The sequence below is a fragment of the Paenarthrobacter sp. 2TAF44 genome, assembly GCF_052114885.1.
GTDB lineage: Bacteria > Actinomycetota > Actinomycetes > Actinomycetales > Micrococcaceae > Arthrobacter.
In genome coordinates, this window is sequence record NZ_JBFRFP010000002.1 from 268,590 (window position 1) to 295,236 (window position 26,647).

General features: G+C 62.2%; 30 protein-coding genes. 16 read left to right on the forward strand and 14 right to left on the reverse strand.

What is annotated here, in order from left to right; genetic code table 11:
• Nucleotides 1–215: 215 nt before the first annotated feature.
• Nucleotides 216–719 (forward strand): hypothetical protein, encoded by a 504-nt coding sequence (locus AB4Z15_RS03730; RefSeq protein ID WP_442016122.1) that lies wholly within the window; start codon nt 216–218, stop codon nt 717–719.
• 51 nt (nt 720–770) lie between these two features.
• On the opposite strand, the gene AB4Z15_RS03735 is transcribed toward AB4Z15_RS03730, so the two are convergent.
• From AB4Z15_RS03735 to AB4Z15_RS03760, 6 genes are all read right to left on the reverse strand, one after another.
• Nucleotides 771–1,925: a glycerate kinase gene (locus AB4Z15_RS03735; RefSeq protein WP_442016123.1), complete on the reverse strand. Its 1,155-nt coding sequence runs from the start codon at nt 1,923–1,925 to the stop codon at nt 771–773.
• A gap of 1 nt (nt 1,926) precedes the next feature.
• The gene (dctA, locus tag AB4Z15_RS03740; protein WP_442016124.1) at nt 1,927–3,381 is read right to left on the reverse strand and encodes a C4-dicarboxylate transporter DctA; all 1,455 of its coding nucleotides are present in this window, start codon (nt 3,379–3,381) and stop codon (nt 1,927–1,929) included.
• 93 nt (nt 3,382–3,474) lie between these two features.
• Entirely contained in the window at nt 3,475–4,572 is a 1,098-nt protein-coding gene (locus AB4Z15_RS03745) for a tartrate dehydrogenase (protein WP_442016125.1), read from the reverse strand.
• A gap of 133 nt (nt 4,573–4,705) precedes the next feature.
• The gene (locus tag AB4Z15_RS03750; protein ID WP_442016126.1) at nt 4,706–5,602 is read right to left on the reverse strand and encodes a LysR family transcriptional regulator; all 897 of its coding nucleotides are present in this window, start codon (nt 5,600–5,602) and stop codon (nt 4,706–4,708) included.
• A gap of 80 nt (nt 5,603–5,682) precedes the next feature.
• Nucleotides 5,683–6,585 (reverse strand): hypothetical protein, encoded by a 903-nt coding sequence (locus AB4Z15_RS03755; protein ID WP_442016127.1) that lies wholly within the window; start codon nt 6,583–6,585, stop codon nt 5,683–5,685.
• Between the two features lie 9 nt (nt 6,586–6,594).
• Complete coding sequence (locus tag AB4Z15_RS03760; RefSeq protein ID WP_442016128.1) at nt 6,595–7,617, reverse strand: SPFH domain-containing protein; 1,023 nt, start codon at nt 7,615–7,617, stop codon at nt 6,595–6,597.
• Nucleotides 7,618–7,722: 105 nt separating this feature from the next.
• On the opposite strand from AB4Z15_RS03760, the gene AB4Z15_RS03765 reads away from it, so the two are divergent.
• On the forward strand, nt 7,723–8,457 hold the full coding sequence (locus tag AB4Z15_RS03765) for an NUDIX hydrolase (protein WP_442003223.1): 735 nt from the start codon (nt 7,723–7,725) through the stop codon (nt 8,455–8,457).
• Nucleotides 8,458–8,541: 84 nt separating this feature from the next.
• Here AB4Z15_RS03765 and AB4Z15_RS03770 read toward each other — a convergent pair whose 3' ends face one another.
• The 4 genes from AB4Z15_RS03770 to AB4Z15_RS03785 all read right to left on the reverse strand — a co-directional run bounded on the left by AB4Z15_RS03770 (nt 8,542) and on the right by AB4Z15_RS03785 (nt 12,761).
• Nucleotides 8,542–9,123: a thymidylate kinase gene (locus AB4Z15_RS03770; RefSeq protein WP_442016129.1), complete on the reverse strand. Its 582-nt coding sequence runs from the start codon at nt 9,121–9,123 to the stop codon at nt 8,542–8,544.
• Between the two features lie 87 nt (nt 9,124–9,210).
• Entirely contained in the window at nt 9,211–10,083 is an 873-nt protein-coding gene (locus AB4Z15_RS03775) for an enoyl-CoA hydratase/isomerase family protein (RefSeq protein ID WP_442003221.1), read from the reverse strand.
• Nucleotides 10,080–11,309: a CaiB/BaiF CoA transferase family protein gene (locus tag AB4Z15_RS03780; RefSeq protein ID WP_442016130.1), complete on the reverse strand. Its 1,230-nt coding sequence runs from the start codon at nt 11,307–11,309 to the stop codon at nt 10,080–10,082. Before AB4Z15_RS03780 ends, AB4Z15_RS03775 begins: the two co-directional genes overlap by 4 nt.
• Before the next feature lie 57 nt (nt 11,310–11,366).
• Entirely contained in the window at nt 11,367–12,761 is a 1,395-nt protein-coding gene (locus AB4Z15_RS03785) for an SLC13 family permease (protein WP_442016131.1), read from the reverse strand.
• A gap of 112 nt (nt 12,762–12,873) precedes the next feature.
• On the opposite strand from AB4Z15_RS03785, the gene AB4Z15_RS03790 reads away from it, so the two are divergent.
• From AB4Z15_RS03790 to AB4Z15_RS03830, 9 genes are all read left to right on the forward strand, one after another.
• The gene (locus tag AB4Z15_RS03790) at nt 12,874–13,638 is read left to right on the forward strand and encodes an IclR family transcriptional regulator (protein WP_442016132.1); all 765 of its coding nucleotides are present in this window, start codon (nt 12,874–12,876) and stop codon (nt 13,636–13,638) included.
• A gap of 229 nt (nt 13,639–13,867) precedes the next feature.
• On the forward strand, nt 13,868–14,026 hold the full coding sequence (locus AB4Z15_RS03795) for a hypothetical protein (RefSeq protein WP_216926527.1): 159 nt from the start codon (nt 13,868–13,870) through the stop codon (nt 14,024–14,026).
• 569 nt (nt 14,027–14,595) lie between these two features.
• A complete protein-coding gene (locus tag AB4Z15_RS03800; RefSeq protein ID WP_442016133.1) occupies nt 14,596–15,081 on the forward strand; it encodes a hypothetical protein in 486 nt (161 codons plus the stop codon).
• Nucleotides 15,078–16,307: an Nramp family divalent metal transporter gene (locus AB4Z15_RS03805; RefSeq protein WP_442016134.1), complete on the forward strand. Its 1,230-nt coding sequence runs from the start codon at nt 15,078–15,080 to the stop codon at nt 16,305–16,307. The genes AB4Z15_RS03800 and AB4Z15_RS03805 overlap by 4 nt, the downstream gene beginning before the upstream one ends.
• On the forward strand, nt 16,304–16,732 hold the full coding sequence (locus AB4Z15_RS03810; protein WP_442016135.1) for a hypothetical protein: 429 nt from the start codon (nt 16,304–16,306) through the stop codon (nt 16,730–16,732). Before AB4Z15_RS03805 ends, AB4Z15_RS03810 begins: the two co-directional genes overlap by 4 nt.
• The gene (locus tag AB4Z15_RS03815) at nt 16,719–17,054 is read left to right on the forward strand and encodes a PRC-barrel domain-containing protein (RefSeq protein ID WP_442016136.1); all 336 of its coding nucleotides are present in this window, start codon (nt 16,719–16,721) and stop codon (nt 17,052–17,054) included. Before AB4Z15_RS03810 ends, AB4Z15_RS03815 begins: the two co-directional genes overlap by 14 nt.
• 126 nt (nt 17,055–17,180) lie before the next feature.
• Complete coding sequence (locus AB4Z15_RS03820) at nt 17,181–17,552, forward strand: hypothetical protein (protein WP_442016137.1); 372 nt, start codon at nt 17,181–17,183, stop codon at nt 17,550–17,552.
• Between the two features lie 130 nt (nt 17,553–17,682).
• Nucleotides 17,683–18,168, forward strand: coding sequence for an SRPBCC family protein (locus AB4Z15_RS03825; protein ID WP_442016138.1), 486 nt, complete (start codon nt 17,683–17,685; stop codon nt 18,166–18,168).
• Between the two features lie 95 nt (nt 18,169–18,263).
• Nucleotides 18,264–19,823 (forward strand): CYTH and CHAD domain-containing protein, encoded by a 1,560-nt coding sequence (locus AB4Z15_RS03830; RefSeq protein WP_442016139.1) that lies wholly within the window; start codon nt 18,264–18,266, stop codon nt 19,821–19,823.
• Between the two features lie 5 nt (nt 19,824–19,828).
• Here the strand turns inward: AB4Z15_RS03830 and AB4Z15_RS03835 are convergent, their stop codons facing one another.
• On the reverse strand, nt 19,829–20,665 hold the full coding sequence (locus AB4Z15_RS03835) for an alpha/beta fold hydrolase (protein WP_442016140.1): 837 nt from the start codon (nt 20,663–20,665) through the stop codon (nt 19,829–19,831).
• 180 nt (nt 20,666–20,845) lie between these two features.
• Here AB4Z15_RS03835 and AB4Z15_RS03840 point away from each other — a divergent pair, with 180 nt between their 5' ends.
• From AB4Z15_RS03840 to AB4Z15_RS03855, 4 genes are all read left to right on the forward strand, one after another.
• Nucleotides 20,846–21,898 (forward strand): AvrD family protein, encoded by a 1,053-nt coding sequence (locus tag AB4Z15_RS03840; RefSeq protein ID WP_442016141.1) that lies wholly within the window; start codon nt 20,846–20,848, stop codon nt 21,896–21,898.
• On the forward strand, nt 21,895–22,869 hold the full coding sequence (locus tag AB4Z15_RS03845) for a beta-ketoacyl-ACP synthase III (RefSeq protein WP_442016142.1): 975 nt from the start codon (nt 21,895–21,897) through the stop codon (nt 22,867–22,869). Before AB4Z15_RS03840 ends, AB4Z15_RS03845 begins: the two co-directional genes overlap by 4 nt.
• An 89-nt stretch (nt 22,870–22,958) precedes the next feature.
• Nucleotides 22,959–23,204, forward strand: coding sequence for an acyl carrier protein (locus AB4Z15_RS03850; RefSeq protein ID WP_442016143.1), 246 nt, complete (start codon nt 22,959–22,961; stop codon nt 23,202–23,204).
• Nucleotides 23,205–23,243: 39 nt separating this feature from the next.
• Complete coding sequence (locus tag AB4Z15_RS03855; RefSeq protein WP_442016144.1) at nt 23,244–23,855, forward strand: NAD(P)H-dependent oxidoreductase; 612 nt, start codon at nt 23,244–23,246, stop codon at nt 23,853–23,855.
• Nucleotides 23,856–23,965: 110 nt separating this feature from the next.
• On the opposite strand, the gene AB4Z15_RS03860 is transcribed toward AB4Z15_RS03855, so the two are convergent.
• The 3 genes from AB4Z15_RS03860 to AB4Z15_RS03870 all read right to left on the reverse strand — a co-directional run bounded on the left by AB4Z15_RS03860 (nt 23,966) and on the right by AB4Z15_RS03870 (nt 25,801).
• A complete protein-coding gene (locus AB4Z15_RS03860; protein ID WP_442016145.1) occupies nt 23,966–24,667 on the reverse strand; it encodes a thioesterase II family protein in 702 nt (233 codons plus the stop codon).
• Nucleotides 24,668–24,682: 15 nt separating this feature from the next.
• Entirely contained in the window at nt 24,683–25,090 is a 408-nt protein-coding gene (locus AB4Z15_RS03865; protein WP_442016146.1) for a winged helix-turn-helix transcriptional regulator, read from the reverse strand.
• Between the two features lie 78 nt (nt 25,091–25,168).
• Nucleotides 25,169–25,801, reverse strand: coding sequence for an HAD-IB family hydrolase (locus AB4Z15_RS03870; protein WP_442016147.1), 633 nt, complete (start codon nt 25,799–25,801; stop codon nt 25,169–25,171).
• Nucleotides 25,802–25,967: 166 nt separating this feature from the next.
• On the opposite strand from AB4Z15_RS03870, the gene AB4Z15_RS03875 reads away from it, so the two are divergent.
• Nucleotides 25,968–26,645: an FMN-dependent NADH-azoreductase gene (locus AB4Z15_RS03875; protein ID WP_442016148.1), complete on the forward strand. Its 678-nt coding sequence runs from the start codon at nt 25,968–25,970 to the stop codon at nt 26,643–26,645.
• The last annotated feature ends 2 nt before the right edge of the window (nt 26,646–26,647 follow it).

The following is a 26,647-nucleotide window of genomic DNA, read 5'->3' on the forward strand; positions in this document are numbered from 1 at the left end:
CTGATTTTCTTTTGAAGGCCGCAACGTGTGGTTTTTCTATTCGATGGAGAGTAATCTCTCGCCCGATGCCCCTTTTTCGCTGGCATCGGCCAGGCGGTCTCGGGGAATGGCCGCTGTTAGGGACTTGTCCCGTGAGCGCAGGCACTTGGTCTCCTTCCACAACCCATGGATGGTGCCGCGGAATACACTCGCTCCGCTCGAAATCGAGGAACCCCATGAAAATCAAAAACGCGCTCAGGCTTGCGCCGGTTGCAGTTCTGGTCGCTGCCATGCTTTACCCCACGGTGCCGGCGGCAGCCGCCTTGCAGTTACCCATATCCCTTCCAGCAGGGGAGGGTTGTTCGTTTGCGCTGCTGCTTGAAGGATCTGGCGGCATCATCCACACAAGAGAATTCAAGGACGAAGAAGGCAACGTGGTGCGTCTCCTCGAAGCCGGCAAGGGCGTCCTCCTGACTTACACCAACCTGGATACCGGGAAGTCTGTCACGATCCGGACTGACGGTTCGGTAGCCAGCACGCGGCTCAATGCCGATGGGACGCTCACGGTCACGGCAACTGGCCACAACGGGCTGATTTTGTTTCCGACGGACATTCCTGCGGGGCCTACGACTACGCATTACATCGGAAAATTGGTCTACGACATCGATCCTGTTACAGGCGTTTTCACTCTTGTGAGTAGTTCAGGCCAGCAGCGGGACATCTGCGAAGAACTGGCGTAGCGGCGGAATGGCTGGCCCGGTTTCCGGGCCAGCTGCGGCGCACGCGGCCCTCTAAGTGCCAACAGCCTCCAGCACACTTTCGCCAATCTCCCGCCCGATCTGTTGAAGCAACTCCGCTGAAAGCAAAGGGTCTTTCGAGGAGTCCTGCGATGTGTAGTCAGCCAGCGCATACACCCGGGACAGAGACATCTCGGCCCACCGCTCCTGCGGCAGCAGCGAGCGGCCGGCGACGGCGATGATGGGCCGGGTGCCGGAACGGCGGGCGACGGCGGCTGGCAGCTTCCCGGCCAGGGTCTGCTCGTCGATGCTGCCCTCGCCGGTGATCACAAGATCGCAGTTCTCCTTGCGGCCATCGAAGTCCAAGAGGTCCAGGAAGTAGTCGGCGCCTGACACTTGCTTCGCACCCAAAGCCAAGCAGGCGAAGCCGATCCCACCGGCGCTGCCCGCGCCTGGCGATTCAGCTAACCCGGTGTCCGCAAACCCCGCGTCGGCGAGCACCGAGACACAGTGCGCTAGACCGGCGTCGAGCGTTGAAACATCGGCGGGGGAGCAGCCCTTCTGGGGCCCGAAAACCGCGGGCGCGCCGTCGGTACCGCACAGCGGGTTGTGGACGTCACTCGCGAGGATGAGTTCCACATTCGCCAGCTCCGGCACCAACGAGCCGGACACCGAATGCACCAGCGAGAGCGAGCGCCCGTTGGCTGGCAGCGCGAGACCGGACACATCGAGGAACCGGAGGCCCAACGCGGCGAGCATCCCCATTCCACCATCGGTGCTGGAACTGCCGCCGAGCGCCAGCACCAAACGCACCGGCCGGAGGCCCAAAGCAAACAACACAGCTTCGCCGAAACCGCGGCTTGAGGACTCCATCGGCGCCAAGTCACCTTGCGGCAGGACGGCCAAACCGCACGTGTTCGCGACCTCCACAACTGCCGTGGCGCCGTCGAACGCTATGTGTGCCTGGACGGGATGGCCCGTGGGACCGGTGACGGTGCAGTTGTAGCGGCCGAAGCCGGAGGCGACGGCGGCATCGACGCTGCCGTCACCTCCGTCCGCGAGTGGAAGGAGTTCGCAGCCAAGCGCCCCGACCGGACTGGCGGCACGGAGTCCGGCAGCCAGGGCTTCCGCAACCTCGCCGGCGGTGAGACTGCCTTTGAACTTGTCGGGGGCGATGAGCACCGTCTTCGGGGCGCTGGAGTTGTTCATGTCAGAGGGATTTCGAGTAGGCGGGGCGCCGGTCGGCGGAGGCAGCGGGTCCAGAAGGCACGACGGCGGCTGAGTGCTTGGGTGCCTCGTCCGGCTCGGTCTCCTCCTCCATAGGGATCGCCGGAGTGTAATCCACGGGCATCGGTTCCACGGTCTCGCCGGCAAAGACGCGGCGGACTCGGTCGGTGTCCAGTGTGCGGTCCCAGCGGGCGATGACCAGAGTGGCCACGGCGTTGCCCGTGAAGTTCACGAGGGCGCGGCACTCCGACATGAACTTGTCGATGCCGAAGATCAGCATGATTCCGGCCGCGGGGATGGTGCCGAGCGTAGTGAGCGTGGCAGTGAGGGCAATGAAACCGCCACCGGCAACGCCTGCTGCACCCTTTGACGTCAGGAGCATCACCGCGAGCAGGCCGAGCTGCTGGCCAATGGTCAGCTCAGTGTTGGTTGCCTGTGCGATGTACAGGGCAGCGAGAGAAAGGTAGATGGCGGCGCCGTCCAGGTTGAAGCTGTAACCGGTAGGCACCACCAGGCCAACGGTCTCCTTTTTCACGCCGGCATATTCCAGCTTGCGCATCAGCCCAGGCAGGGCAGGCTCAGCCGTGGAGGTGCCCAGAATGAGCATGTATTCCTCCTTAAGATGCCGGATCATGGTGAAGATGTTCAGCCGCAGCATGGCCATGATGGAGCCGAGCACCACAATCACGAACAGGATGGACGTGCCGTAGAAGAGGGCAATCAATCCGCCCATGCTGGTCAGCGACGAGACACCGTACTTGCCTACGGCGAAGGCCATGGCGCCGAAGGCGCCTAGCGGGGCAGCCTTCATGATGAAGCCCAGGATCTTGAACATCACGCCGGTCAGCCGCTGGACGCCGTCCAGCACCGGTGCGCCAACTTTGCCCATGGCGTTCAGGGCGATGCCGAACACCACAGCAATGAAGATGATTTGCAGGATGTCGCCCTCAACGAACGGGCCCGCGATGCTGTTGGGAATGATGTGGGTTATGAACTGCCACCACTCCTGGTGCTGCCCGGCGTCGATCAGTTTCGCGGCAGACTCGGAGGTCTTGATGCTGCTGGCGTCAGCGTTGACCCCGTCCCCAAGCCTGAAGACATTGATGGCAACCAAGCCGAACACCATGGCGCAGATGGTGCCGATCTGGAAGTAGGTGAGGGCCTTCAGGCCAGTCATTCCCACCTTCTTGAGATCGGCCACGCTGGCGATACCACCCACGATGGTTAGGAACACGATGGGGCCGATGAGCATCTTCATTGCGTTCACGAACGTGGTGCCGATGGGTTCCATGGCGATGCCCGCGGTCGGAGCGAGCCAGCCCAGGAGGATGCCGACCAAGATCGCGGTGAGCACCCAAAAGTACAACTGCCGATACCAGCGGGTCTTGCGTGGCATGTTCTTATCTGCTGGCGATGCGCCGGCGGTGATGTGTTCCATGATTCCTACCTCGTTGTGGAATGTCTCTGGAGAAGCTGAAGGGGAGGTTCGACGGCGGCTGGCTGACCGCCGTCGAACGTTTACTCTGTTGGGTTAGACTGCCGCGAGAGTGTGGGTGAGGGCAGAGATGATGGCCTCGGTGACGTCGTCCGTGGTGGCCTCGCCGCCAACGTCCCGGGTCAGGTGTCCGGAACCGGTTGCCTGCTCGATTGCTGCTTCGACGCGGCGGGCCTCCTCGTGGAGGCCGAAGTGGTCCAGCATGAGTGCCGCGCTGGCGATCGCACCAATCGGGTTGCTGATGCCTTGGCCGGCGATATCCGGTGCGGAACCGTGAACCGGCTCGAACATGGACGGGAAGCGGCGCTCCGGGTTCAGGTTTGCGCTCGCGGCAAGCCCCAAGCTGCCGGCCAGCGCGGAGCCGAGGTCCGAGAGGATGTCGGCGTTCAGATTGGAGGCAACTACCACGGACAGGTCCTCGGGCTTGAGAATGAATTTGGCGCTCATGGCGTCAACCAGCACGCTTTCGGTCTGCACATCCGGGTAGTCCAGTGCTACGCGCTGGAAGGTTTCGTCCCAGAGGACCATGCCGTACTGCTGTGCGTTGGACTTGGTGACGGAGGAAACCTTCTTGACCGTGCGGGTACGGGCGAGGTCGAACGCGAAACGCATGATGCGCTCGCAGCCCTTTTCCGTGAAGAGCGCGGTCTGCAAAGCGACTTCGTTGCCGGGACCGCGGCCGCTCAGGTTGCGGCCGCCAAGACCGGCGTATTCGCCTTCGCTGTTTTCGCGGACAACGATCCAGTCGAGTTCGGTGTTGTCGGCTTTGCGAAGCGGGGACTGGATGCCTGGAAGGAACTTGACCGGGCGGATGTTGGCCCACTGGTCGAAGTTCTGCGTGATGTTCAGGCGCAGGCCCCAGAGGCTGATGTGGTCCGGGACGTTCTCCCAGCCGACGGCTCCGAAGTAGATGGCGTCGAAGTCCTTGAGGGCGTCCAGGCCTTTGGGATCCATCATCTGGCCGGTTTTCTCGTAGTAGCCGCAGCCCCAAGGAAATTCGGTCCACTCGAAGGCGAACTTGCCATTGGAGTTCTCGGCGAGTGCGTCCAGGACGCGGCGTCCGGCGGAGACAACTTCCTTGCCCACGCCGTCTGCGGGAATGGATGCGATGGTGAATTTCTGGGTGGCGCTCATGCCTACCTCCTCGTTGAGTTTGTTAGCAGTGAGCCTGTTAGCGGGGTCACACTGTTCTTCCTCTTCAAGTAGACGGTTCAGCGTCCGTTGGCGTCCAAGACTTAGTTTCGATACGGCTGATAGGTAACGCCTATCAGTTTCTTTCGCCGCGGTGGGTGCGGGCCACGTCCAAGAACGCTCTGGCAGCAGGCGTGAGATTTTCCTTCCGGCTCAGCACAGCGACATCCAGATAATTGACTGGCTCGATCAACAGCGTCCTCAGGCCCGCCTTATGCGCCGTGGGTGCCCATGACGACGGCATCACAGCGTGACCGACCCCTGCCAGAACCAACGGAAGGATGGACGTCCTGTGGGCGACTTCCACCACGATCTCCACTTCCACGCCGTGCGCCAAAGCGTCGTCCACCATCCAGCGCATGAGTGACCCACGCTGGCTGACGATGAGGCGATGATTGCCGAGGTCCTCGCGTTGGATGGCTGTGTCCTTCGGCGCGAACGTGTCCGCTTGTGGGTTGACGATCAAGATCAGGGGTTGGCGCTCAAGCTCCAGTACTTCGACGCCAGGCACCTTGATTTTGGTAGGCGAGCCCGCCAAGCCGATCTCGCTGCTGCCGCTGCGGACGGACTCGATCACTTCTTCCGGCGTGAAAGCGGCGCCCACGTTGAGTCGGACCCACGGATGGAGCTTGGTGAAAGCGGCGATCATGGAGGTTAAAGGTTCGATGCCAGGAGAGGGCATCGTGATGATGTCCAGTCGGCCGCTGCGCATTCCCCTCAAAGACTGGACGGCAGATTGGGCCGCATCGAGATCCCTCATCACCAGGCGAGCCGGGCCCACGAGTTCCTTGCCGGCTTCGCTCAGGACTGCGCGCCTGCCAATCCGATGGAACAGGGGAACGCCGAGCTCTTTCTCAAGGCTCGCAATGGTTTGGGACAGTGATGGTTGGGCGATCAGAAGATGCTCGGCCGCGCGGTTGAAACCGTCGTGATCCACGACGGCGAGGAAGTACTTGAGCTTTCGCGTGTCCACGGTGTGGGGTCCTTTGGGTATAGGGAGGTTTCAGAGGCATCGATAGTTTATGCCTATCAATTCCCTTGTCAGCCGGAGATTTAGGCAACCAGCCGCAAGGGTCGCTGCCCCAGTTGAACGATGATTTCCTGCCCCCACGAGGCGGTCAGCCGATCATCCTCCATGCCATCGCCGAACACCACCAGCTGGTCCGAGGCCACTGTGATCCGAAGGACCTCGCCGGCTTCGAGCAGACCTTCAGTCAAGGAGGCTCCGGTGACGGGGGAGGGCCATGCCTCGCGAACGAACCAGGCCAGCCGGGGGTCTGTGGGTGCGGGCAGTGCCCGTCCGCCCCGTTCCAAGGCGATCGAGGCGCACCATCCGGTAGCGCCGGTGCCTGTGGAAACGATAAGGCCCGACGACGAGTGCCGCTCGGTTTGCCCGACCGCATTCGTGAAGCTCGGCGCAGTGATTGAGTACTTCGCTGATTGGTGCGAAGCGTGCCCGATGAAAACTTCATTCAGCGCAGAAAGCTGCTGGCCGTCGTCGAGCGTTGCTGTCACGGTGGTGAGGTTCTGGCAGTGAAGCCGTGCAATATCTCCCGAACCCAGCAACGTAGCTGCGGCCGACGGTGTGTGCCGGACAAGGATGCCGGGATTGGCGCCGGGCTCAGGATCGATTCCGATGACCGGTTGCCCTTTCAGGTACTTGGCTACGTTCGCCACCAGACCGTCCTGCCCCACCACGGCAATGATGTCCTCGCTTGTGAGCAGGAATCGGCTCAGGTCAGCTCGTTCCACTTCGGCCTGCCGCCATTCGGCAGGGACTGCTGCCCGGACCGTCGCGAGGGCGGCGGTGAGGCGATCGTGCCGGTCCTGAACATCCTGGATGGTCCGGCCGCGGGTGCGAAGGAAGAATTCGGCTTGGCCGCGGGTGGCGTGCCGGTCCAGGAGCTCCTGGAGTTCGGTCCGTCGGTGGACGAAAACGACGCGTGGGGTTGCCATGACCTGTCCCTACTTGGCTTCCGGCGTGACGATCGCGGTCGGTTCCTTGAACAGGCCGGCAAGCGCTCCACTCAGCAGGTCCGGAGTGATGGTCAGGTTCCCGATGTTTGGAAGGGATCCAGCTGCGTCCTTGAGTGCCAGGGCCAGCAGGGTAGCCTGCTCCATTCCGCGGTAAACCTCCATGGTGGCAGCTTCGCGGGCTGCGGCTGCTTCACCTACCAGTCGGATCTGGTTGGCTTCGGCGGCCGCGCCGATTCCCTTTCGTTCCGCGGATCCTTGGGCCTCGATGAGTCCGGCGGCCGCCTTCTCTTCGGCACTGCGACGTGCGTTGGCTCCTTCCTGTGCCACCAGGTTTTCACGCCGCACTGCGAGTTCGATCTGACTCGCCATCTCGTTCTCGGAAATCGTACGTTCACGCTCGACGGCGACTGCCCGCCTCTCGTACACGGCCCGGTCCGCTTCGGCCTGGAGCCGTTCACGCACTGGGGTCTGCAACGCGCGTTCGACGTCGGACTCGGGCCGCACCGCGAGGACCTGGACACCGAGGATTTCGATACCCGTGGACTGGAGCCTGGCGTCGGCCCGCAGGGCATCGGTAAGGACCATCCGTAGTTGGCTGACTCCGCGTTCGAGTGCTTCGGCGAGCGTGGTGGCGGCGATTTGGTCGATCGCGTGGCTCTGGCAGAGCTGGCCGATGATCGTGGACACCTGCTCCCGGCCCGTTGCCGGTGCGGATCCGGCTGTTTGCAGGCCGAAGTCGAGGCGCGTGGAAACGGCGACAGGATCGATGAAGCGGTAGGTCACATTGGCCTGCACGCTCACGTCTTGGTGGTCGCGGGTGATGGCGTGGAACAGCGTGGGCAGTTCCTGATCGTCAACGGGAACTTCGCTCAGTACGGAGTTCGCGGGCCGGAACCAGAATGCCTGCCCCACTCCTTGGTGCTTCACCGTGCCCTTCTGCAGGTGAACGACGTAGCCAGTGGGGCTCCCAAGGAAGTGGTTGATCCAGGGGTAGCGCTTGATGGTGGCCATGATGCTCTCCTTTTCGTTTCTTTATCGTCAATTTGACGATATTAAAACAGTACGGCTGGCCTGGGATTATTGTCAAGGTGACGATTAAGTCTCTACGATTGCTTCATGCCTGAATCCCATGCGGCGCCCGTGCGCTTTCCGGTGACCGTCGACGTCGTCGCCCTAACCGTTCGCGACGGCGGGCTGAACGTCCTGCTCATTACCCGCCTGATCGAGCCGTTTCAGGGCAAGCTCGCCCTGCCGGGCGGTTTCGTACTCGCCGGCGAAGAACTGCTCGAGGCGGCGAGCCGGGAGCTCGCGGAGGAGACCGGCGTCGAGCATCTCCCCGGACACCTGGAGCAATTGGGGAGTTACGGCCCGAAGGGGCGCGACCCCCGGGGCGACGTCCTCACCGTTGCCCACCTGTTGCTGGCGCCGGACTTTCCGGTTCTCGCGGCCGGCAGCGATGCGGAGCAGGCTGGCTGGTACCCGGTGAAACAGGTTCTGGACGGCAGCGTCCAGCTGGCGTTCGACCACGCGAGAATCCTCGACGACGCCTTGGAACGCGCCAAGTCCAAGCTTGAATACTCACCCTTGGCCGCAGCCTTCTGCGGCGAGGAATTCACTATCGCCCATCTCCGGGCCGTGTACGAAGCCGTGTGGGGAACCCGCCTGGACCCGCGCAACTTCCACCGAAAAGCTACAGGGACTCCTGGCTTCCTTGAGGACACTGGCCGCATGACAACGGGCGACGCCGGCCGCCCGGCCGCGCTGTTCCGTCTCGCCCCGGAAGCGCGCCAGACGCCGGGCCACCCCACCAAGGCCGTCCTGAACCCGCCCCTGATGCGCCCACGCGACTAATCGCCGGCCCGAGATTCAAAAGTAGCTGGCAGTAGTGGTTGCTCCCAGCGTTCAGAACAACCACTACTGCCAGCCAGTTGGGGTTTAAACGCGGACCGGTTCCTTCGCGGCGAGCACCCGGTTCAGCTTGGCGAACACGTCGTCGGGCGTTCCGTTGGCGTCAACCCCGAGGAAGTCGGCGAACTCCGGGAGCGAGCGGTACGCAGCCCGGAAAGCTTCCAGATCCGCTAGCTCTTCGTGGTCCGTGCCCCGCTCGATGACCCGTTCATGTGCACGGCGTGGGTCAACGTCCAAGTGGACTATGAGGTCCGGATCGGGGAGCTTTTCCACCAGCCAGGGGAGCAGCCGGCCCCGGCTCAATCCAGCAGCACGGCGCAGCGCAAGTTGGCAGTACAGATGCCTGTCCATGACCACCAGGCCGCTGAAGTTCCGGGCTCGCGTATGTGAAACAAGGACGTTGCCCACGCGGATGCACGTCTCTACAAAATCGGCACCGCGTGGCGGCAACTTCCACCCGAATTGCTCCGAAATGAGCGACATCCGTCGGCGTGCAGCATGGTTGCTGAGGAGCAGCGCGTTCCGCCCCTCAGCGCGAGCCGAATCCACCAAGGCGCGGGCCGCCGTCGTCTTTCCTGAACCGTCTATTCCTGTCAGAACAATGAGCATGGGGCCTCCCGTCGTCTCTATTCCAACGGAGGAAAGGCCGGTCTTGTCCCTGATCGAGGCATAGATCACGTCCCGGGCAAGCCCTGCTCACCCAAGAGGCCGCCACTTAAACCGGGGTTGCTCACGGTTCAGGAAGGCGCTGATGCCGATCTCCATGTCAGGACTGTCAGGCATCGCGGACCAGGCGGCAGCCCACTCCTGATCAATGTCAGGCTGTCCCGAGTCCGAAGCATCCGCAGCCTCCAGGTCCACCAGCCGCTTCATGGAATGCACCGAGAAACGCGAGCGGCTCCGCAGGGAACCAAGAAGCGCCTCGCACTGTTGCTCAAAGGATTCGGAAGGAACGACGTCGGCCACCAAACCCAGCGCTTGGGCTTGCGTTGCGCTAAATGTTTGCCCAGTAAGGAGGATGTATTTGGCGTTGGCGTGCCCCACCAAGCGGACCAGCCGTTCAATGCCCGGGCGGGGGTAGATGATGCCGATTTTGGCCGGGGTCAGTCCGAAGACGGCGAGCTCGCTGGCAATGATGAAGTCGCAGGCCGAGGCGATTTGCCACCCTCCGCCCATGCAGGCTCCGTCAACCAAGGCTACGGTCGGTTTGGAAAGCGATGCAATGGCGTGATCGGCCAGGCTGAGGTGGTCAACCACCGAACCGTCCGCCTGGGGATCCAACAGCACGGACGAGAGTTCGCTGATGGAAGCCCCTGCGCAGAAGGTGTCGCCCGCACCGCGCAGAGCCACCACAGCGATTTCGGGATCGGCTTCGAGCCGGGGCATCAGCTCCTGGATTTCCAGGCACATGGCCTTGGTGAGGGCATTGCGTTGCGCAGGGTTGCAGATTTCCACGGTCGCTATGCCACCAGCCACCGAAACCGCCATGCGGCCCACAAGGCCCACAACGCCCACAACGCCCTCATGCGAAACAGGGGAAACAGACGAAGCCTGGGAAACTGTGCTCATCGCAGGACTCCAATCTGTGCCGAAACCGACGCCGGCCCGCAGAGAACGCGACCCTCCCGCCCAAGCCGGGTGACGTCGTCGTGCGTCATTCCCAGTTCCATGAGTACTTCGGTGGTGTGTTCGCCGAGCAGCGGCGGGGGCGACACGATCTCGCTGGCCTCGCCGTCCAAGCTCAGTGGCCCGCGCAGGAGTGGAAGCTCAGAGCCATCCCGCCGCTGGGTGTGCTGGACAAGACCCAGAGCGGCAACCTGCTCGGAAGCCAGCGCCTGTACGTAGTCGTAGATGGGACCGCAGGGGATACCCGCCTGGCTGATCAAGGACACCCATTCGGCAGCTGGTTTGCCCGCCAAGGCAGCTTCGATGAGTTCGGTAAGCAGCTGCCTGTTGGCTGAGCGGTCTGCACCAGTGATGAAGCGGGGATCCTCTACGGCCAAGGGAATGCCTAACAAGCCACAGAATTCCTTCCACTGTTTGTCGCTGCCCACTGCGATGTTGATGGGTTCGGTGGCGGTGGCGAACTTGCCGTAAGGGGCGATGACTGGGTGGTTGTTCCCTTGTGGCGTGGGCGCTTCGCCGAGGCTGAGCGCCTTCTGTCCTTGAAAAGCAGACAGGTTCAACGCGGTTTCCAAAAGTGAAGTGGACACCCTGCTGGCGTTCACACCATTGCGGGCCCCGAGCAGCGCTGCGAGGATCCCAACCGCGCACACCATTCCGGAGGTGATATCCACGATCGGTATCCCAACCCGGTATGTTTCGCCGGCACCGGACCCCGTGACCGACATCAGTCCGGACATTCCCTGGATGACCTGATCCAGTCCGGCGTCGTCCTTAAGAGGCCCAGTGTTGCCGAACCCGGTGACGGATCCGACGACGAGCCCGGGATTGAGTTCGTCCAATCGTGAAGAGGCGAACCCCATTTTCTCAAGGGTGCCGGGTTTGAAGTTCTCCACCAGGACGTCGGCCTCGGCGATCAGCGTGGAGAGGATGTCGCGTCCCTCGGCTGAGTAGAAATCGACGCATACAGAGGATTTGTTCCGGTTCACAGAATCGAAGTAGAGGCTGTGGCCATCTTGGAACGGCGGCCATTGGCGGGCGGTATCGCCCCCATTGATGCTTTCTACCTTGATGATCCGGGCACCCATATCGGCCAGGAGTGCGGTGCAGTAGGGTCCCGCGAGGGCTCGGCTAAGATCGACCACGGTGATTCCGCGGAGTGGTTTGAGCATGGTGGGCACCTTTCGTGCATAGGAGACTTGAGTGCATAGAAGAGTGTGAAAAGGAAGCTAGAGGCTGGACGGAACCACCAGCGCACCGACCAGCAGCAGGGGCCCGACCACCACCATGGACAGCCCCCAACGGGTGAGGAGCCTGGTGATGCGGGGCCGCTCATCTGCATCGACCGTGGCCACGAAGGTGGCGCCGACGGTCGAGAACGGCGAGACGTCAACGATGGAGGAACACACCCCCAGTGCGGCGATGACGGCCCACCCGGCAATATCTCCCGAGGCCACGAGCGGCAGTGCCAGCGGCACGAGCGCCGCGAGCATTCCGGTGGTGGAGGCGAACGCGGAGATGAGCCCGCCGATCCCGCAGATCACCAGCGCGGCCAGCAGGGGAGTCCCGACGGCGCCCGCTGCTTCGCCGAGCATTGCGACGGCGCCCATGGTCTGAAGCACTCCGACGAACGTGATGATCCCGCCCACCAGCAACACGGTGGACCAGTCGATTTTGGCGACAGAAGATTTGCCGGATTGCGGATCGCAAAGGGTGAGGACTGATGCGAACGCGAAGCAGAGAACGCCGATGTCCGGATTTGAGCCCAAGACCGACATGAGGACGACGGTGACAACCAGGCCGGCCATGCACAGCACCGTGATGATTTGGTTGCGGTTGAGCTTTGAGGTCGACGTCGGTACCTCCGGCGCCGCTGCCTGAGGCGCGGCTGCCGGGTCAAGGACCTGAACGGCTGCTTGCTTGCCGCGAGCAATGTTGCCTTCGCGCTCAAAGGGGTGCGACGGCGTCGGGCGGTTTGCGCTGAAGGACGGCAGCTGGGTGCCGAAACCATCAGCGGTACGCTTGTTGAGCAGCTTGAACCCGCCGAACATCACATAGGCGGCGGCCAGCAGCAGGAGATTGGTTCCCAGGGCGACGCTGAAGAGGACCAGGGGATCAAGGTCGATTCCCGCTGCCCGGGCTGTGCCGTACGTGACAATGCCGTACAAGCTGGTGGGGGCGAAGCCACCTGCACTCAGGCCGGACCCAATGGCGATGCCCATCAGCATGCGGTCGATGCCATAGCGTTTGGCGAGCGGCATGCCGATGGGGGCCATGACCAAGCCTGCCAAGGGGGAACCCATAGCTGAGATGCCGATGGTGAGCGCGAAAAATGCGATGGGGAGAAAGAAGGCGCGGTCACCTACTTTGGTGATGGCCATCTCGATGATGCGGTCGATGGTTCCGTTGGCCTGGGCGATCGAGAAGAAATACGTGACGCCTACGAGCAGGACGAGGATCCCGATGGGGAAGCCCGACACCACCTTGTCGATGGTCATTCCTGCCATCCAAACGCCAACGCCGGCAGCCGCTGCGAACATGAGCACGCCAATGTGCACTTTGCGCAGGGTTGCAAGGACAAAGACGCCCACAAAGATGGCGAGGGCAGCTATTTGTTGTTCCAAGAGCCGTTCTCCAATCAAACATCGTCGGTTCACTGGATGAACCAATGGTTCATTCTGGGAAATCGCCTGTACCGTAGGGCATAAGAAAGTGAGCGGTCAAGGGGGAGTGCGAATGAGTACCCAGAGTGTGGTCACGGCGATACGGGTTCTAGAAGCCGTGTCGGACAACCAGCCGGCAGGGCTATCGGAGCTGAGCCGTGAGGTGGACGTCCCGAAGGCTACGGTCCTTCGTATGCTGAGGACCCTGGCGGAATTGGGATGGGTGGCACAGTCTGAAGCCCAGGCGGGAAAGTGGGTCCTGACCAACCATGCCTTTGCTGTGGCAAGCCGTGGCAGCAGCGGCTCCGTCATCCGCGACGCCGCCATGGGCCCTCTGAACGCATTGCAGTTGGACACCACGGAGACCGTCCACCTCGCAGTCCCGGACCGCGGATACATGCTCATCATCGAACGCCTCGACACGCCCCACGTCCTCCGGGCTTTCCTTCCGCTGGGATCCCGACTGCCGATGCATGCGTCCTCCACCGGGATTGCCTACTTGTCAGCTGCTGACGACGCAATCGTGGATGAATATCTGGCCACACCCCTTGAAGCCCTAACACCGCAAACCGTCGTTGACCCGGCCCAACTCCGGGCCATGATCGGGGAAACCCGCGCCCGCGGATACTCCATCAATGAACAGGGCCTCAGTACGGGAATCACCTCAATCGGGGTTCCTTTGCTGGGACCAGGCGGCGTGGCCGCAGGATCAATCTCCATCTCCGGGCCTTCAAGCAGGATCGTGCCTGCCAAGTATCAGGAGTACGGCGAGGCCGCTGCGGGTACTGCGCGGGAGATCAGCCAGGCACTCGGAGCCTTTTCGGCGAAGAGGTACTAAGTTTCCTGTCGAAATACTTCGCCGGGACAGAACGCGCGCCTATCATGATGCTGTGCACGTGCTTCGGAGGGCAGTGGTTCTGTTTGAACTGTTGTCATTTGGGGTAAGTACGGAATAAGGAGATCATTTCTCCGTTCGGTGCCCGTTGCTTTGGGGTGGAGCTCCAATTGGAGTCCCAGCGGACGCCTTCCTAACTGGACAAATTTGTTTGAAGGGATGCGTAGCTTAGATGAACACACTATTGGTGATTGCCGGCGTCATTGCGATCGTGCTGCTGCTTGTTGGCGGTTTTAACCAGGCCTTGAGTTTCCTGCTGTGGGTAGGAATTATCTTGCTGGTCTTGGCCCTTATTGGCTGGGTTCTTGGCCGGGGCCGGTCGCGCGTATGACAACTGATCCAACCGAAGTTGCCGGCTTCAGCCAGGTACACGATGGGATCACGACACCAGGTCATCCGATCCCCCGTGATCTTGGGGCACCCGCCTCCAACGATCAGGTACCTGTTGGCGACGCATCCGGGGAGGGTTCGGAAGATGCCGCCGATGCTGGAGGGAATGAATCAGCGAATCCACCCGGGCCGGCAGAAGAAAAGGATGAGCGAACCGCAGATGATCGCGGTTTGACTACCGAAACCAATCCTTCGGATTGACACGGGTTTTGCGGTCGCGGGCAGGGTACGAATCCCCGCCCCGACCGCGCCCTTGGCCACCCAGAAAGTAGTAATACCTGGGTTTCCCGTTTTATCGATTGGGGAAGAAATGCGAATCGGTTCAATTATTGGGCTGTTCGTAGTTGTGTGGCTCGTCATTGGAGCAATAGCGGCCGGTCAACGCGGCTATTACAACGCCCCACCCGCGCAGTGTTCGCAGTTTGCGACCATCGCCCTGAATATTGTGGCCGGGCCCCTTAATTACACGGGGATGGATCCACAAGCCGGCTGCCAGATTCCGCAGCCATCGTGAGTTCGAATGGCAGGCGCCTCGCGTCGATTCTCCTGGCTCTGGCGGTACTCGCCGGGGTGCTGACCGCATGCTCACAGCGGCCTTCCCCCGACGCGCTTAAGGGACCAGCGAAAGACGTGTTTTCCGCCGTCCAAGCCGCCACCCTGGCTGTAGACCTCAGGATCAAGGACAGCACGACGGCGGCTGCCGGGTCCACTGCGGCAGATGACATGCTGGGCGAGGTCCAGTCGGCTGCCGATGAAGTTGAAGGTTTCACAGCCCCAACCGAGGAGGAAAAGTCGCTTCGGGATGACATGCTGGCCTCCTTCGCCACCATCTCGCGCGCGTTGCTCCATGCCCGTGATGCGTTGACTGCCCCGAGCGGCGGCCCTGAACAGGGGCAATCGGGATCAGGCGCGCACGGCCTGCCAGAAGTCCTGGGTGAGTTGCGCAGTGCCACCGATCAGCTCAAAGCCCTCATGACCAAGGCCGGCATCCAGTGAAGCGGCTCCTCGGTGTTGCCCTGGGCATCCTGACGGCGATCGGGGGCTTTGTTGACATCGGGGATTTGGTGACCAATGCCGTAGTAGGTTCACGCTTTGGGCTTTCCCTGGCGTGGGTGGTGGTGGTCGGCGTCGTCGGAATCTGCCTCTTTGCCAACATGTCAGGACGGGTGGCGGCCGTCTCAGGCCGGGCAACCTTCGAGGTGATTCGTGAGCGCATGGGGCCGCGTGCCGGGCTGGCCAACCTTGCCGCTTCCTTCCTGATCAACCTGATGACCGTCACCGCCGAGATCGGCGGCATCGCCCTGGCCCTGCAGTTGGCCAGTGGCGTGGCTTATCTGCTGTGGGTCCCCGTTGCGTTGCTGGCTGTGTGGCTGGTCATTTGGCGCGTGAAGTTCAAGATCATGGAGAACGTCACCGGGCTCCTGGGACTTTCCTTGATCGTCTTTGCAGTGGCCCTTTTCCTGCTCAAGCCCGATTGGGGTGTCCTGGCCAGCCAGGCGTTCGCACCGTCGGTCCCACAGGAGGAGGGCTCAGGGGTCTATTGGTACTTCGCCATCGCACTGTTCGGGGCTGCCATGACACCCTATGAGGTCTTCTTCTTCTCCTCGGGCGCTGTGGAGGAAAGGTGGAAGGTCAAGGATCTGCTCCAGGCCCGGATGAATGTCCTGCTTGGTTTCCCACTGGGTGGGTTCCTTTCCGTGGCAATCGCCGCTTGCGCCGCCGTCGTCCTCCTGCCTGCGGGGATCAGCGTCACTACGCTTTCGCAAGTGGCGTTGCCCGTCGCGCAGGGGGGAGGCCAGTTAGCGCTGGCTGTGCTGATTTTGGGCGTTGTGGCCGCTACATTCGGGGCGGCTCTGGAAACGACGCTTTCAAGCGGCTACACGTTGGCGCAGTTCTTTGGGTGGTCGTGGGGAAAGTTCCGGCGCCCGGCTCAGGCAGCCAGGTTCCATATCTCCATGATCGTGGTCCTTCTGGCAGGTGCCGCAGTCCTCGCCACTGGTGTAGATCCCATCCTGGTGACGGAGTATTCGGTGGTGTTCTCCGCGATCGCCCTTCCGCTCACCTATCTACCGATCCTGATTGTCGCGAACGATCCCCAATATATGGGCGAGCACGTTAACAACAGGGCAGTGAATATTGCCGGAATGGTGTATTTGGTGATCATCCTGGCTGCATCCTTGGCGGCCATTCCGCTCATGATTGTTACAGGAGCAGGCGCATGAGTGCCACCAAGCGCAAGAGGATCCAGCCGAGGGAAATCAGGCCTGCGCCGCGCCCGGCCGGGTTGGTCCTTGACGCCCAGCTCCACCTGCTGGACCGGCAGGTGTTGGACGTCGACGGCGTACCTGTCACCACCGTGGACGACCTCGAGTTGAGCGGTCCCGCGGCTGACGAGCCCATCCCGGAAGGCGCAGAACCGCCCACTATTACTGCACTGCTAACAGGCGCAATACTGGGCACGCGGATCTTCGGCGGCAGGCCGCCGTCGAACAGGTTGATCCGTATTCCATGGGATGCGGTTTCCGGTGTGGACACTGTTATTACGGTTGGAGTGCGTTCTGACTCGCTCGAAGCATCATGGGTGGAGCGGTGGCTTCGGGATCGTGTCATCGGCCGGATTCCGGGAGGTAGACATGATCCTGAATGACGTGTTGGGAACGAGGGTGGTGGACAGCAACGGTGAGCTGCTGGGGCAAATCTCGGACGCCCGCTTCGCACTGGACGCGACGCCAACCCAGCCACTGAGCCGGGCCCGTTTGGTGGGCATCATCGTCAGTCCGCGCACCGCGACATCATTCCTTGGATTTGAACGGCAAGGGATGACGCAGCCCTGGCCGGTGGCGCAGTTCATGCGTTGGTGGCATAGAGGATCGTTCCTGGTGTTGTGGGAGGACATAGCGATGATGGGTTCACAGGAGGTGGTGTTGCGTCCGGACTTCGTGGCTTACGAATCCGGGCTGCCACGATAGCGCCCCAAGCACCAAATTGCTAAGTTTGCTGACTAATTTCTTCAAAGCATGGACACGTCGCCAACCGTCCTTATAGGTTCGAAGTGTTCCATTAACACGTTCCACCGCATGGAAAGGACAGGTCACATGGACAAGCAGAACGCCACGCCTGAAGAGGAAGCGGGGGGCTACGGCACCCCTACAGCAGAGCAGGAAGCGGGCGGATCGCAAGCCCAGCCCCGCGTGGAAGAGGATCTCAGCGAAGCCGGCTTGAGCGAGGACAGCCCTGACGGCGAAACATACGTAACCGGCGCCCCAAATCTCAGCCACCTGGATCCTGAGGACTCGGACAGCGCGGGCGAACCGGGGGCAGGCCGCTTTGGCGGCATCGACGAACAGTCCCAGGCCGAGCAGAATCTGGACCAGCCTGCTGACTCACTGGCCGATGGCAGTGGCAATGAGCTGCCACGGGACCAGTCACCCAAGGACGACGACGAAGAGGATTTCGACGCAGGTTAGGCCGTAACCCCGGCGCGCCCCATAAGACAGGCGCGCCAACGGTTATGCAGCCAGCCGGCTGGCGCGCCGCCGGCATTACCCAACTCAAAAGAGTCCGTACAAGAAGAGAACATTGAAGGAGCGACAACCCATGGCTACCGTCAATAAAACAATCGAAGTAGATGTACCTGTGTCCGTTGCCTACAACCAGTGGACGCAGTTCGAGACTTTTCCTCAGTTCATGAACGGGGTTGAATCCGTGGAGCAGATCGATGACACCGCGCTCCACTTTGCAACGAACGTGGGTGGCGTGAAGCGCGAATACGACGCCCAAATCATTGAGCAGGTACCTGATTCCCTGGTCAGCTGGGCGAGCGTGGACGGCCCGCGTAACGCGGGAACGGTGACGTTTGAACCGTTGGACACCGGACACACCCGCGTCAACGTGGAGATCGATTGGGAGCCGGACACCCTCGCTGAAAAGGCCGGCTCGGCAGTCGGAGCTGACAGTTTGCGTGTGGGCGCGGATCTGGACAAATTCAAGAAGTTCATCGAAGCCCAGGGACACGAAACCGGAGCCTGGCGTGGCACGGTATCGGGTGGCGATGTGGACGAAGGCGGAGGAGCATTGGTTTAACGGCTTCCGGTTAAGCCTCTTACCCTGGAGGTCGGCCAGCGAACGGGCCGGCCTCCATGGGTGCCACGAAGAATAAGCTCCAGCAAGGAGAAGTGATGGCCACGTCCAGCAACGTAGAGGAAGAACGGAAGTTCGACGTCGATCCGTCCACGCCGCTTCCCACACTTGAAAAGATCGACGGCGTGGCCCGGGTGGGAGAGCCAGCCACCCATAGCCTGGAAGCGGTCTACTTCGACACCAGCAATCTCGCGCTCGCGGCCCGCGGAATCACGTTGCGGCGGCGCACCGGAGGTCCCGACGCCGGATGGCACCTCAAGCTGCCCCACAGCCCAGGACGTCGTACCGAGATCCACGCGCCTTTGGGCCAGGCCGATACCGTGCCGGTGGAGCTGATGGACCGGGTCCTTGCTTATACGCGGGGACACGCGGTCATTGCAGTTGCCACACTCAATACCGAACGAACCAGCTATCCCCTCTACCAGGACGACGGCGGCCGGGTGGCGGAGTTCGTGGATGACCACGTGCGGGCGCTCGTTTCGCTGGGGGATTCCCTTTCACTCGGCACCGCTGAACAACCTCCCACTGAACAGCAGTGGCGCGAGTGGGAAGTGGAACTCAACGGTAGCGGGCACGCGGACCATGCTGACGACATCCTGGATGCCGTCGCAGCCCGGCTCACCGAGGCCGGGGCAAGCCCCAGCGAACGCACCTCCAAACTGGCAACAGCTTTGGGAGATTCCTGGCCGCGTGCAAAGGGGACCGGCCGCGAGGTCCCCAGCCGAAAGGGTCCGGCCGTTGTGCCTGTGCTGAACTACCTCGACGCCCAGGTGGCCAAGTTGCTCCTGCAGGACGCGCATGTGCGAATGAACCGTGACGATTCCGTCCATGAGATGCGCTCGTTGACCCGGCGGATCCGCTCGGTACTCCATAGTTACCGAAAGCTTTTCAAGGGTTCCCCGGTTCAGGAACTTGAGCTCGAGCTGAAATCGTTGGCCAAGACGCTTGGACGCTACCGGGACGTGGAGGTCCTCCATGAGCGGCTCCGGAAGGATGTGGATGAGCTGCCGATGAAGCTGGTTTTGGGTCCGCTTCACGCTGAGCTGGATGAGCGGATGAAGGTTCGGGCGGACACGGCGATGGCAGCCATCAGGACACGGCTCAACAGCCCCCGCTATTTCAGGCTCCTGGATGGGCTCGAAGCCTTCCTGGACTCTCCCGCCATTGCGCCGAAAGGAACCGGGCCTGCACGCAAGACCACAGTGAAACTCGTCAACAAAACGGCCAAACGCCTCACCAAACGACACGACGCAGCGGTGGGTGCCGCCGTCGGGCCTTCACGTGACGCGGCGTTTCACAATGTGCGCAAGACTGCCAAGAAGCTGCGCTTCGCCGCGGCCACCGCTGAAAGTGTCCACGGGAAGCGCGCCGCGAAGCTCGCTGACGCTGCCCATGATGTCCAGACCATTTTGGGTGAACATCAGGACAGCGCCATGGCCCGTGCCGAGCTTTTGAAGCTGGGGTCCGTGTCCGGTGCCGGTAACAGCGCCTTCACTTACGGCCTGCTCCATGCCGCAGAACGAGCGAAGGCCGACGCCGCGCAGCAGCAGTATCTGCGTAGCGGCAAGAAAGCCCGGAAGCTCCGCCTCAAAAAGTAGAGGTACTACTTCTTGAGGAAGGTCAGAAGGGCTTCGTTGACCTCGGCGCCGTGCGTCCACAACAGACCGTGGGGTGCGCCCTCGATCTCCTGATACTCGGCGCTGGGCAGTGCGTTCTTGAAGCGCCGCCCCGTGACGTCGATGGGGAGGATGTTGTCCGCGGTGCCGTGAACGATCAAAGCGGGAACATCGATCTTGGGGATGTCTGCACGGAAGTCGGTCAGCCAAGTGGGCTGCGCGGCTGCGGAAGCAAAGGCACCCGACTGGCTGGCAATGTTCCAGCTGGCGTCCAGGGATTCCTGGCTGAGGCGCTCTGTCCCCAGGAAGGTTTCGGTGTTGTAGAAGTTCTTGAAGAACTCGGTAAAGAAGGCATAGCGGTCGGCCTTGGCGGCCTCATACAGCCCGTCGAAGACATCCTGTGGAACGCCGTCCGGGTTGTCGTCGGTCTTCAGCATGAAGGGCTCCAGGGAACCGAGGAAGACGGCCTTCGCCACCCGGGACGAACCGTAGGTGCTGATGTAGCGTGCAACCTCTCCCGTTCCCATGGAGAAGCCAACCAACACGGCATCGTTCAGGTCCAGGGTTTCCAGGAGGGTCTTGAGATCTGCGGCGAAGGTGTCGTAGTCAAAGCCGACTGTGGGCTTGCTGGACCTACCGAAGCCCCGGCGGTCGTAGGTAATGACGCGGTAGCCGGCGTCCAGGAGGGCAGCAGTTTGCTTCTCCCACGATGAACCGTCCAGCGGATACCCGTGGATAAGGACCACTGGCTGGCCCGTCCCGTGGTCCTCATAATAAAGCTCAATCTCGGTGCTGTTTTCGTTTCCGACGGTGATGTAAGCCAAAACTGAAGTCCCTTCTTAGCGGTTCTGGGTGGAACAGGTCCAGCCTACTGTCCAGACATACAGAGACACGCCCACAGCGGTGAGGGTGGTGTTCCCACCACCACCATCCACGGACACTGGTTGCCGAGGGCTGCGCGATGGATTCTAGGATCACCGCCGATGACGATCCTAGGAATACCCATGCCACTTGCCCTACGCTCCAGCACCCGGAGTTACGCCTCCATCGACGAACTCCTGGGCGATGGCCGCCGTCGGTTCTTCAGCCACGGCTACAAGACCACCAATCCAAGGCTCCGGGAACTCCGCGTGAACCATACGGTCTCCGAATCCACGCTCACGGCCCGTGCCGCTCTCGGCGTTGAAGGTACGTGGTCCATCAAGGGGAACTCCGAGCAAACACCGCACCTTGGCACCACGGATGTCCTTGTTTTGGCTGCCAGGATGGCAGAGGCCTTGCTGGCCAGCCGCTATTCACCTGAACTGTTACCTGCCGCCTACCTGGCGTCGGTGACCATCTCGGGTGGCAGTGAACCTGTGGAAGGTACGCTGGGCGATCTCGAATGCCGGGCGACGCTGCAGGACCTGGGAAACGCTTCGGTCCTTCGCTGCTCTGTTGCGTCCATGACCGCGGTATTGCAGGTGGCCCACGAGCACGCCGAACTCGGGCTCGCGTCAGTCCAATCGCCGTCCGAGGAAGCTTTGGTGGGTGACGCCGGCACGCGTCTCTACGGTGGGCTGTGGGCAGAACGGCAGGTTTCGCTGCTGGATGTCGTCCTGGATCCGAATGAAGGAGATGCCGGTGAAGGAACGGCCCGCGCCAGGCTCTCCTTCCGCCAGCAGCCCTCACTGAGCCGACGCCTGGATGACCGCCGCGGGCTGGAGGCCGCCTACCCACAGGCGCTGTCCGCCGTCGAGTACTTTGTTGCCTCGCTGCAGCTGGGACAGGTTCTCCTGTACCGGCTCGATTCCCTGAACCGTGCGGACAGCAACACCTTGTGGATGCGCAAAACCCGCATCACGCTCAGCGGCACCTGCCCGAAGAATGGGGGCGGGCAGGGGACCGGCCTTGCGGTGCGCCTGCATAAGAGCCGGTTGATCGAAAAGGACGGCGGATGGTGGCGCTGCGCCGACGTCGTAGGAACGTTCGACGGCGGCGAAGTAGTTTGCAGCGTTGCCCACCAACTGCCGTCCCGAATTGCGGCCGTGCGCGCTTCCGTGGGGGATGAAAAATGAGTGCGGCGTCCGCCGTTGTCCGGGGACTGGGTGGCGCGCTGCCCAGGAAGGTGGTCACCAACGAGCACCTGTCTGCCGTCATGGACACCTCCGACGAATGGATCAGGCGCAGGACAGGCATCGCCGAACGCCGCCACTCGGACAAAACGGAAAGCACCAGCGTCTTGGCCACCACGGCCGGGCGGCGAGCCTTGGCCAGTGCCGGCGTCGATTCGGCTGGGCTCTTGATTGTGGCGACCTCGACGCCGGACAAGGTCTGCCCGGCCACGGCACCCAAGGTGGCAGCAAACCTGGGGTTGAAGGGCATCGCTGCATTCGATGTATCCGCGGTTTGCTCCGGATTTGTCTATGCCTTGACTACGGCCACGTGGGCCATCCGCTCGGGATCCGTGGACTCGGCACTGGTAATCGGCGCTGACACGTTCACCCGCCTGCTCGATCCGACGGACCGGACCACCTCGGTGATCTTCGGGGACGGAGCGGGCGCGGCTTACCTGTCGGCCGGAACGGCAGACGAACCCGGAGCCATCAAGGCGTCGACGCTGCACTCCGACGGCGAGGGCGAAACGCTCATCCATGTGCCGGAAGGCCTGGGTTCATTTTTTGAGATGCAGGGCAAGGAGGTGTTCACGCAGGCAGTCGCGGCGATGTCCGGTTCTGTGGAAACAGTGCTCGCAAGCGCTGATTGGGTTGCCGACGACGTGGATTCCTTGATTGCACACCAGGCGAACCTTCGGATTCTGAACGCCGTTGCTTCGGTGACCGGCATTCCGGAATCCAGGGCCGAGGTCCACCTGGACAGGGTGGGCAATACGTCAGCCGCATCCATCCCGTTGGCCATGACCGACGCCGGAACCAAAGGCCACAGGAGCCCCGGGGACAAGGTGGTCCTGACGGCCTTTGGCGGAGGAACCACCTGGGGGGCCATTGCCATGACCTGGCCATCGATCTCGGTTGTCGACCCGCACTAGGGCCGGACACCGATTCCTGCAGGCCGGGGTGCCATGCAGGACCACTGTGGCGCCGGCTAACCCGGGCCACCTGTAAAAGGGGGAAGCAAATGGAAATTACAGCTATGGACGTCGTAGGGGCGATCGGGTCCACCATGGACGAGCTCGGCCACATGGGGCCTGACGACTCGTTCGCCGACCTTGACATCGATTCACTGTCACTTGTTGAAGCCGCCGTGATCCTTAGCAACAAATTCGGTGTTCGCGTGGATGAATTCGAGCTCACCGAGGCAGGCAGCGCCCGCGCCGCAGCCAGCATGCTCACGGCAAAGCTGGCCATGCAGCCCGCCATCTAGCCACACCACCACAAGAAGACGCAAACAGTAAGGACACCCATGCCCACTCCGGCGATTGCAGTTGTTTATTATTCAGGCTCGGGCCACACCAAGGTGCTGGCAGACGCAGTGGTTTCCGCTGCCGCCGCCACCGGAGCCACAACGGCCCTCCTGCGCGTGGATGAGCTGACCCAGGAATCCTGGGATTTCATCGACCAGGCAGACGCCATCATTTTCGGCGCCCCCACCTACATGGGCACCGCACCATCGGCCTTCCATGCGTTCGCCGAGAAGACTGCAGGGCGTTGGGCCGTGCAGAAATGGCACAACAAGCTGGGTGCGGGCTTTACCAATGCCGCCTGCAAGGCAGGTGACAAGAATTCCACCCTGGACTACTTCTCCACTTTCGCAGCCCAACACGGTATGAACTGGATCAACCTGGGCTTGCTCCCGGGATGGAAGAGCACCAAGGGCACAGAAAACGATCTCAACCGCTTTGGCTACTTCAACGGTGCCGCCGCCCAGACATTCTCGGACGTCGGTGTGGAAGGCGTTCACCCTGCAGACATCGCTACTGCGGAGCACCTGGGGCGGCGGGTTGCGGAGATGGCCGCTATCTTCGCCGCCGGCAAGACCGCTCTTGACCGCCAACTCGTGAGCGCGGGAGCTTAGGTCCTTCTAGTCTCAGCGCCGCGGAAAAAGCCTGGCGACGCCCATATCCGGGCGTCGCCAGGCTTTTTCCATGGCGCCGAATAGTTTGCGTGTCACAGCCAGTTTGCGTGTCATAAGGGGGCATGCGTGTCATAAGCGGCCTCGGCGGACAGGGTGGCTGCCACGATCGCCCTGACCTTCGGGTTGCCTACATGGAACAGATGGCCACCGCCCACGACCTCGATCAATCGTGGCTTCTGCGCGCACCAGTCCGCCCAGCGCAGTGACTCTGAAGCCGTAACCACAGGGTCATCAGAGCTGTAGAGGACCGTGGCCGGCACCTCCAATTGGCGGGCAGGCAGTCTGCCGGGATAGCTCTCCAACAATGCCAGATCCTCAAGCAGTACTTCCCGGGCCCGCTCGGACAGGGCGGTCGTGCTGAGCACGAGCTCGGCCAGGGCCGCCACGGATGGCGAAGCCCCGGACTGTGCTGTCCCGGACCGGGAGCCGGACGCGGCTGCCGCGGCAGCACCGGCGTCGTACATTCCCGACGGCGGCCGGGCGGCTGCGAGGAACACGTGCACCACCCGCCCGGTTTCCTGAAGCCAAAGGGCGGCCTCGAAGGCGAGCACCGCCCCCATGCTGTGGCCATAGAGCGCCAATTGCCCGGACTGCGAGCTTGCGATTCGTTCGGCCATAGCGGCCGCGGCACCGCCAATCGAACGGAAATCCCTGCCGCGATATGCGAGCTTGGTGACGTGCATGCCGTCAAAACGCCAGCCCGCAAAACTGGCTGTGGTTCCGCCGGCGTGGTGCAGGCAAAACAGGTGCATGCCGGCGTCCTGGCGCTAGTTGAAAGCGAGCCGGTGGCGGTCGTGTTCCATGCGGGACGCGGCGACGTCGTCCATGTGTTCCTCAGCCCACTCCTTCATCTCGAAGATGATCCGCAGAAGCGAATGTCCGCGCGGAGTGAGCTCGTAGTCAGTTCGCACGGGGACGGAGACGGTCACATGCCTTAGGACCAGCCCGTCCCGTTCAAGCGAGCGCAGCGTGGAGGTCAACATTTTCTGGCTTGCGCCGGGTATCCGCTTGCGGAGGTCGCTGTGCCGCTGCTGCCCGTCCTCCAGTGCGAGCATCACCAAGGTGACCCACTTGCTGCTGATGGCCTCAAGCAGTTGGCGTGCCGGGCAAAGATCCAGGGAGGCGTTGTAGTGCTTCTGGGCCTTCATGCGTTTCTGTTCAGCCGTGAGAGTCATTTCCCCAATACTTTCCTCATCAAATGGACTGCTTGCCACAGCTTACTTGGGGGTTGTTACAGGTGGGGAAACTGCGACTCAAACCTTAACTGCCTCTGGGGTGATCAGCAGGGATTCTCCGGCCAATGCCATGAAAGGAAGATCCGAACTGTGGTCCCCGTAGGCGAAGCTGCCTGAGAGGTCCACCGAGAACTCGGCGGCGTGCGCTGCCACGGCCCGCGCTTTGGCGTCGGCTACCAGGGCTTCCTCGATGTCGCCGGTGTAGATGCCATTCGCGGCAATAGGGAACGTGCACAGCAGCTCGAGCTGGGGCCACCGCCGTCGAACACGTACCAAAGCAAGCTCGAACGACGCCGTGACGGCCACAATGCGCCGTCCCTCCGCGGTGTGTTTGTCCAGGAGGGAGGCGACGGGTTCCAGGAAGGACCAGCCGTTCGGCGACGCGGCCTGGAAATCTGCCCAGCGCTCGCCGAGTTCCTGGACTTCGCTCACGCTGCGGCCCCGCCACCAGCTGAAGTACCGGGCGTTCGTCACGGATCTTGGTACGCGGTTCCTGGCTGCCGCCTGCAGGCCCTCAAGGAAGTCCTCCGCCTCGGCTTTGCGGGAGTTGCCGGCGTCGAAGCGGAGGAACTCGAAGATGGTGTTGTAGGCGGTGACGGTGCCGTCGATGTCGGTGTAGGCGGCCTGCAAGCTGTTTCCGGATTCTTCCACAGGAAGAATCCTAGGGACCGCTCCGGCACATGGAAGCCTTCCAGGGGAGGGCACTTTGAGGTGCCCTAGGCACAAAAAAGTGCGTTCTTACGCGCCGATGCGATGTCCGTGAGGATCGAATACGGGGCACAAAACGTCCCCGCAGCAAAGCCTCGAAAGGAAGCCAATGCCTACCATCCTCCACATCAACGCCTCTCCGCGCTACGCCAACAGCGACTCCCTGCGGTTGGCCCGGCACTTCATCGACTCCGTCCAGGCTGCCGGTCCGGAGAGCTTTGAGCTGGAGACCCTGAACTTGTTCGACGACGGTGCGTTGCCTGTTTTCGGTCGGATCGCGGCTGCCGCCAAGATGGCCGTCTTCACCGGACAGGACCAGACGCCGGAGCAGGTTGCCGCTTGGGAATCCGCCCGCGCTGTCTTCGATCAGTTCGCTGCAGCCGACGCATACGTCTTCAACGTCCCCATGTGGAACTCGGGCGTCCCCTACGTGCTGAAGCAGTGGATCGACATCATCACCCAGCCCGGCTGGAGCTTCGGCTTTGACCCGGAGCAGGGCTACCGCGGTCTCATGGAAGGCAAGCAGGCCCTTGCGATCCACACCAGCGGGGTCTACGCGCCGGGTGTTCCGGCCGCTTTCGGCTCCGACTTCAGCAGCACCTTCTTCGCTGACTGGCTGAACTTTGTGGGCATCGAGGACGCAACCCACGTCCGCTTCGCCCCCACCGTCCTGAACGGCGACGTCGATGGCACCCGCAAGGTTGCAGAAGCGGACCTGAGCGACGCCGCAATTGAGTTCGCCGGCAAGCTCAGCGCCGCAGGTACCCTCCAGCTCGTCAACGACTAGGA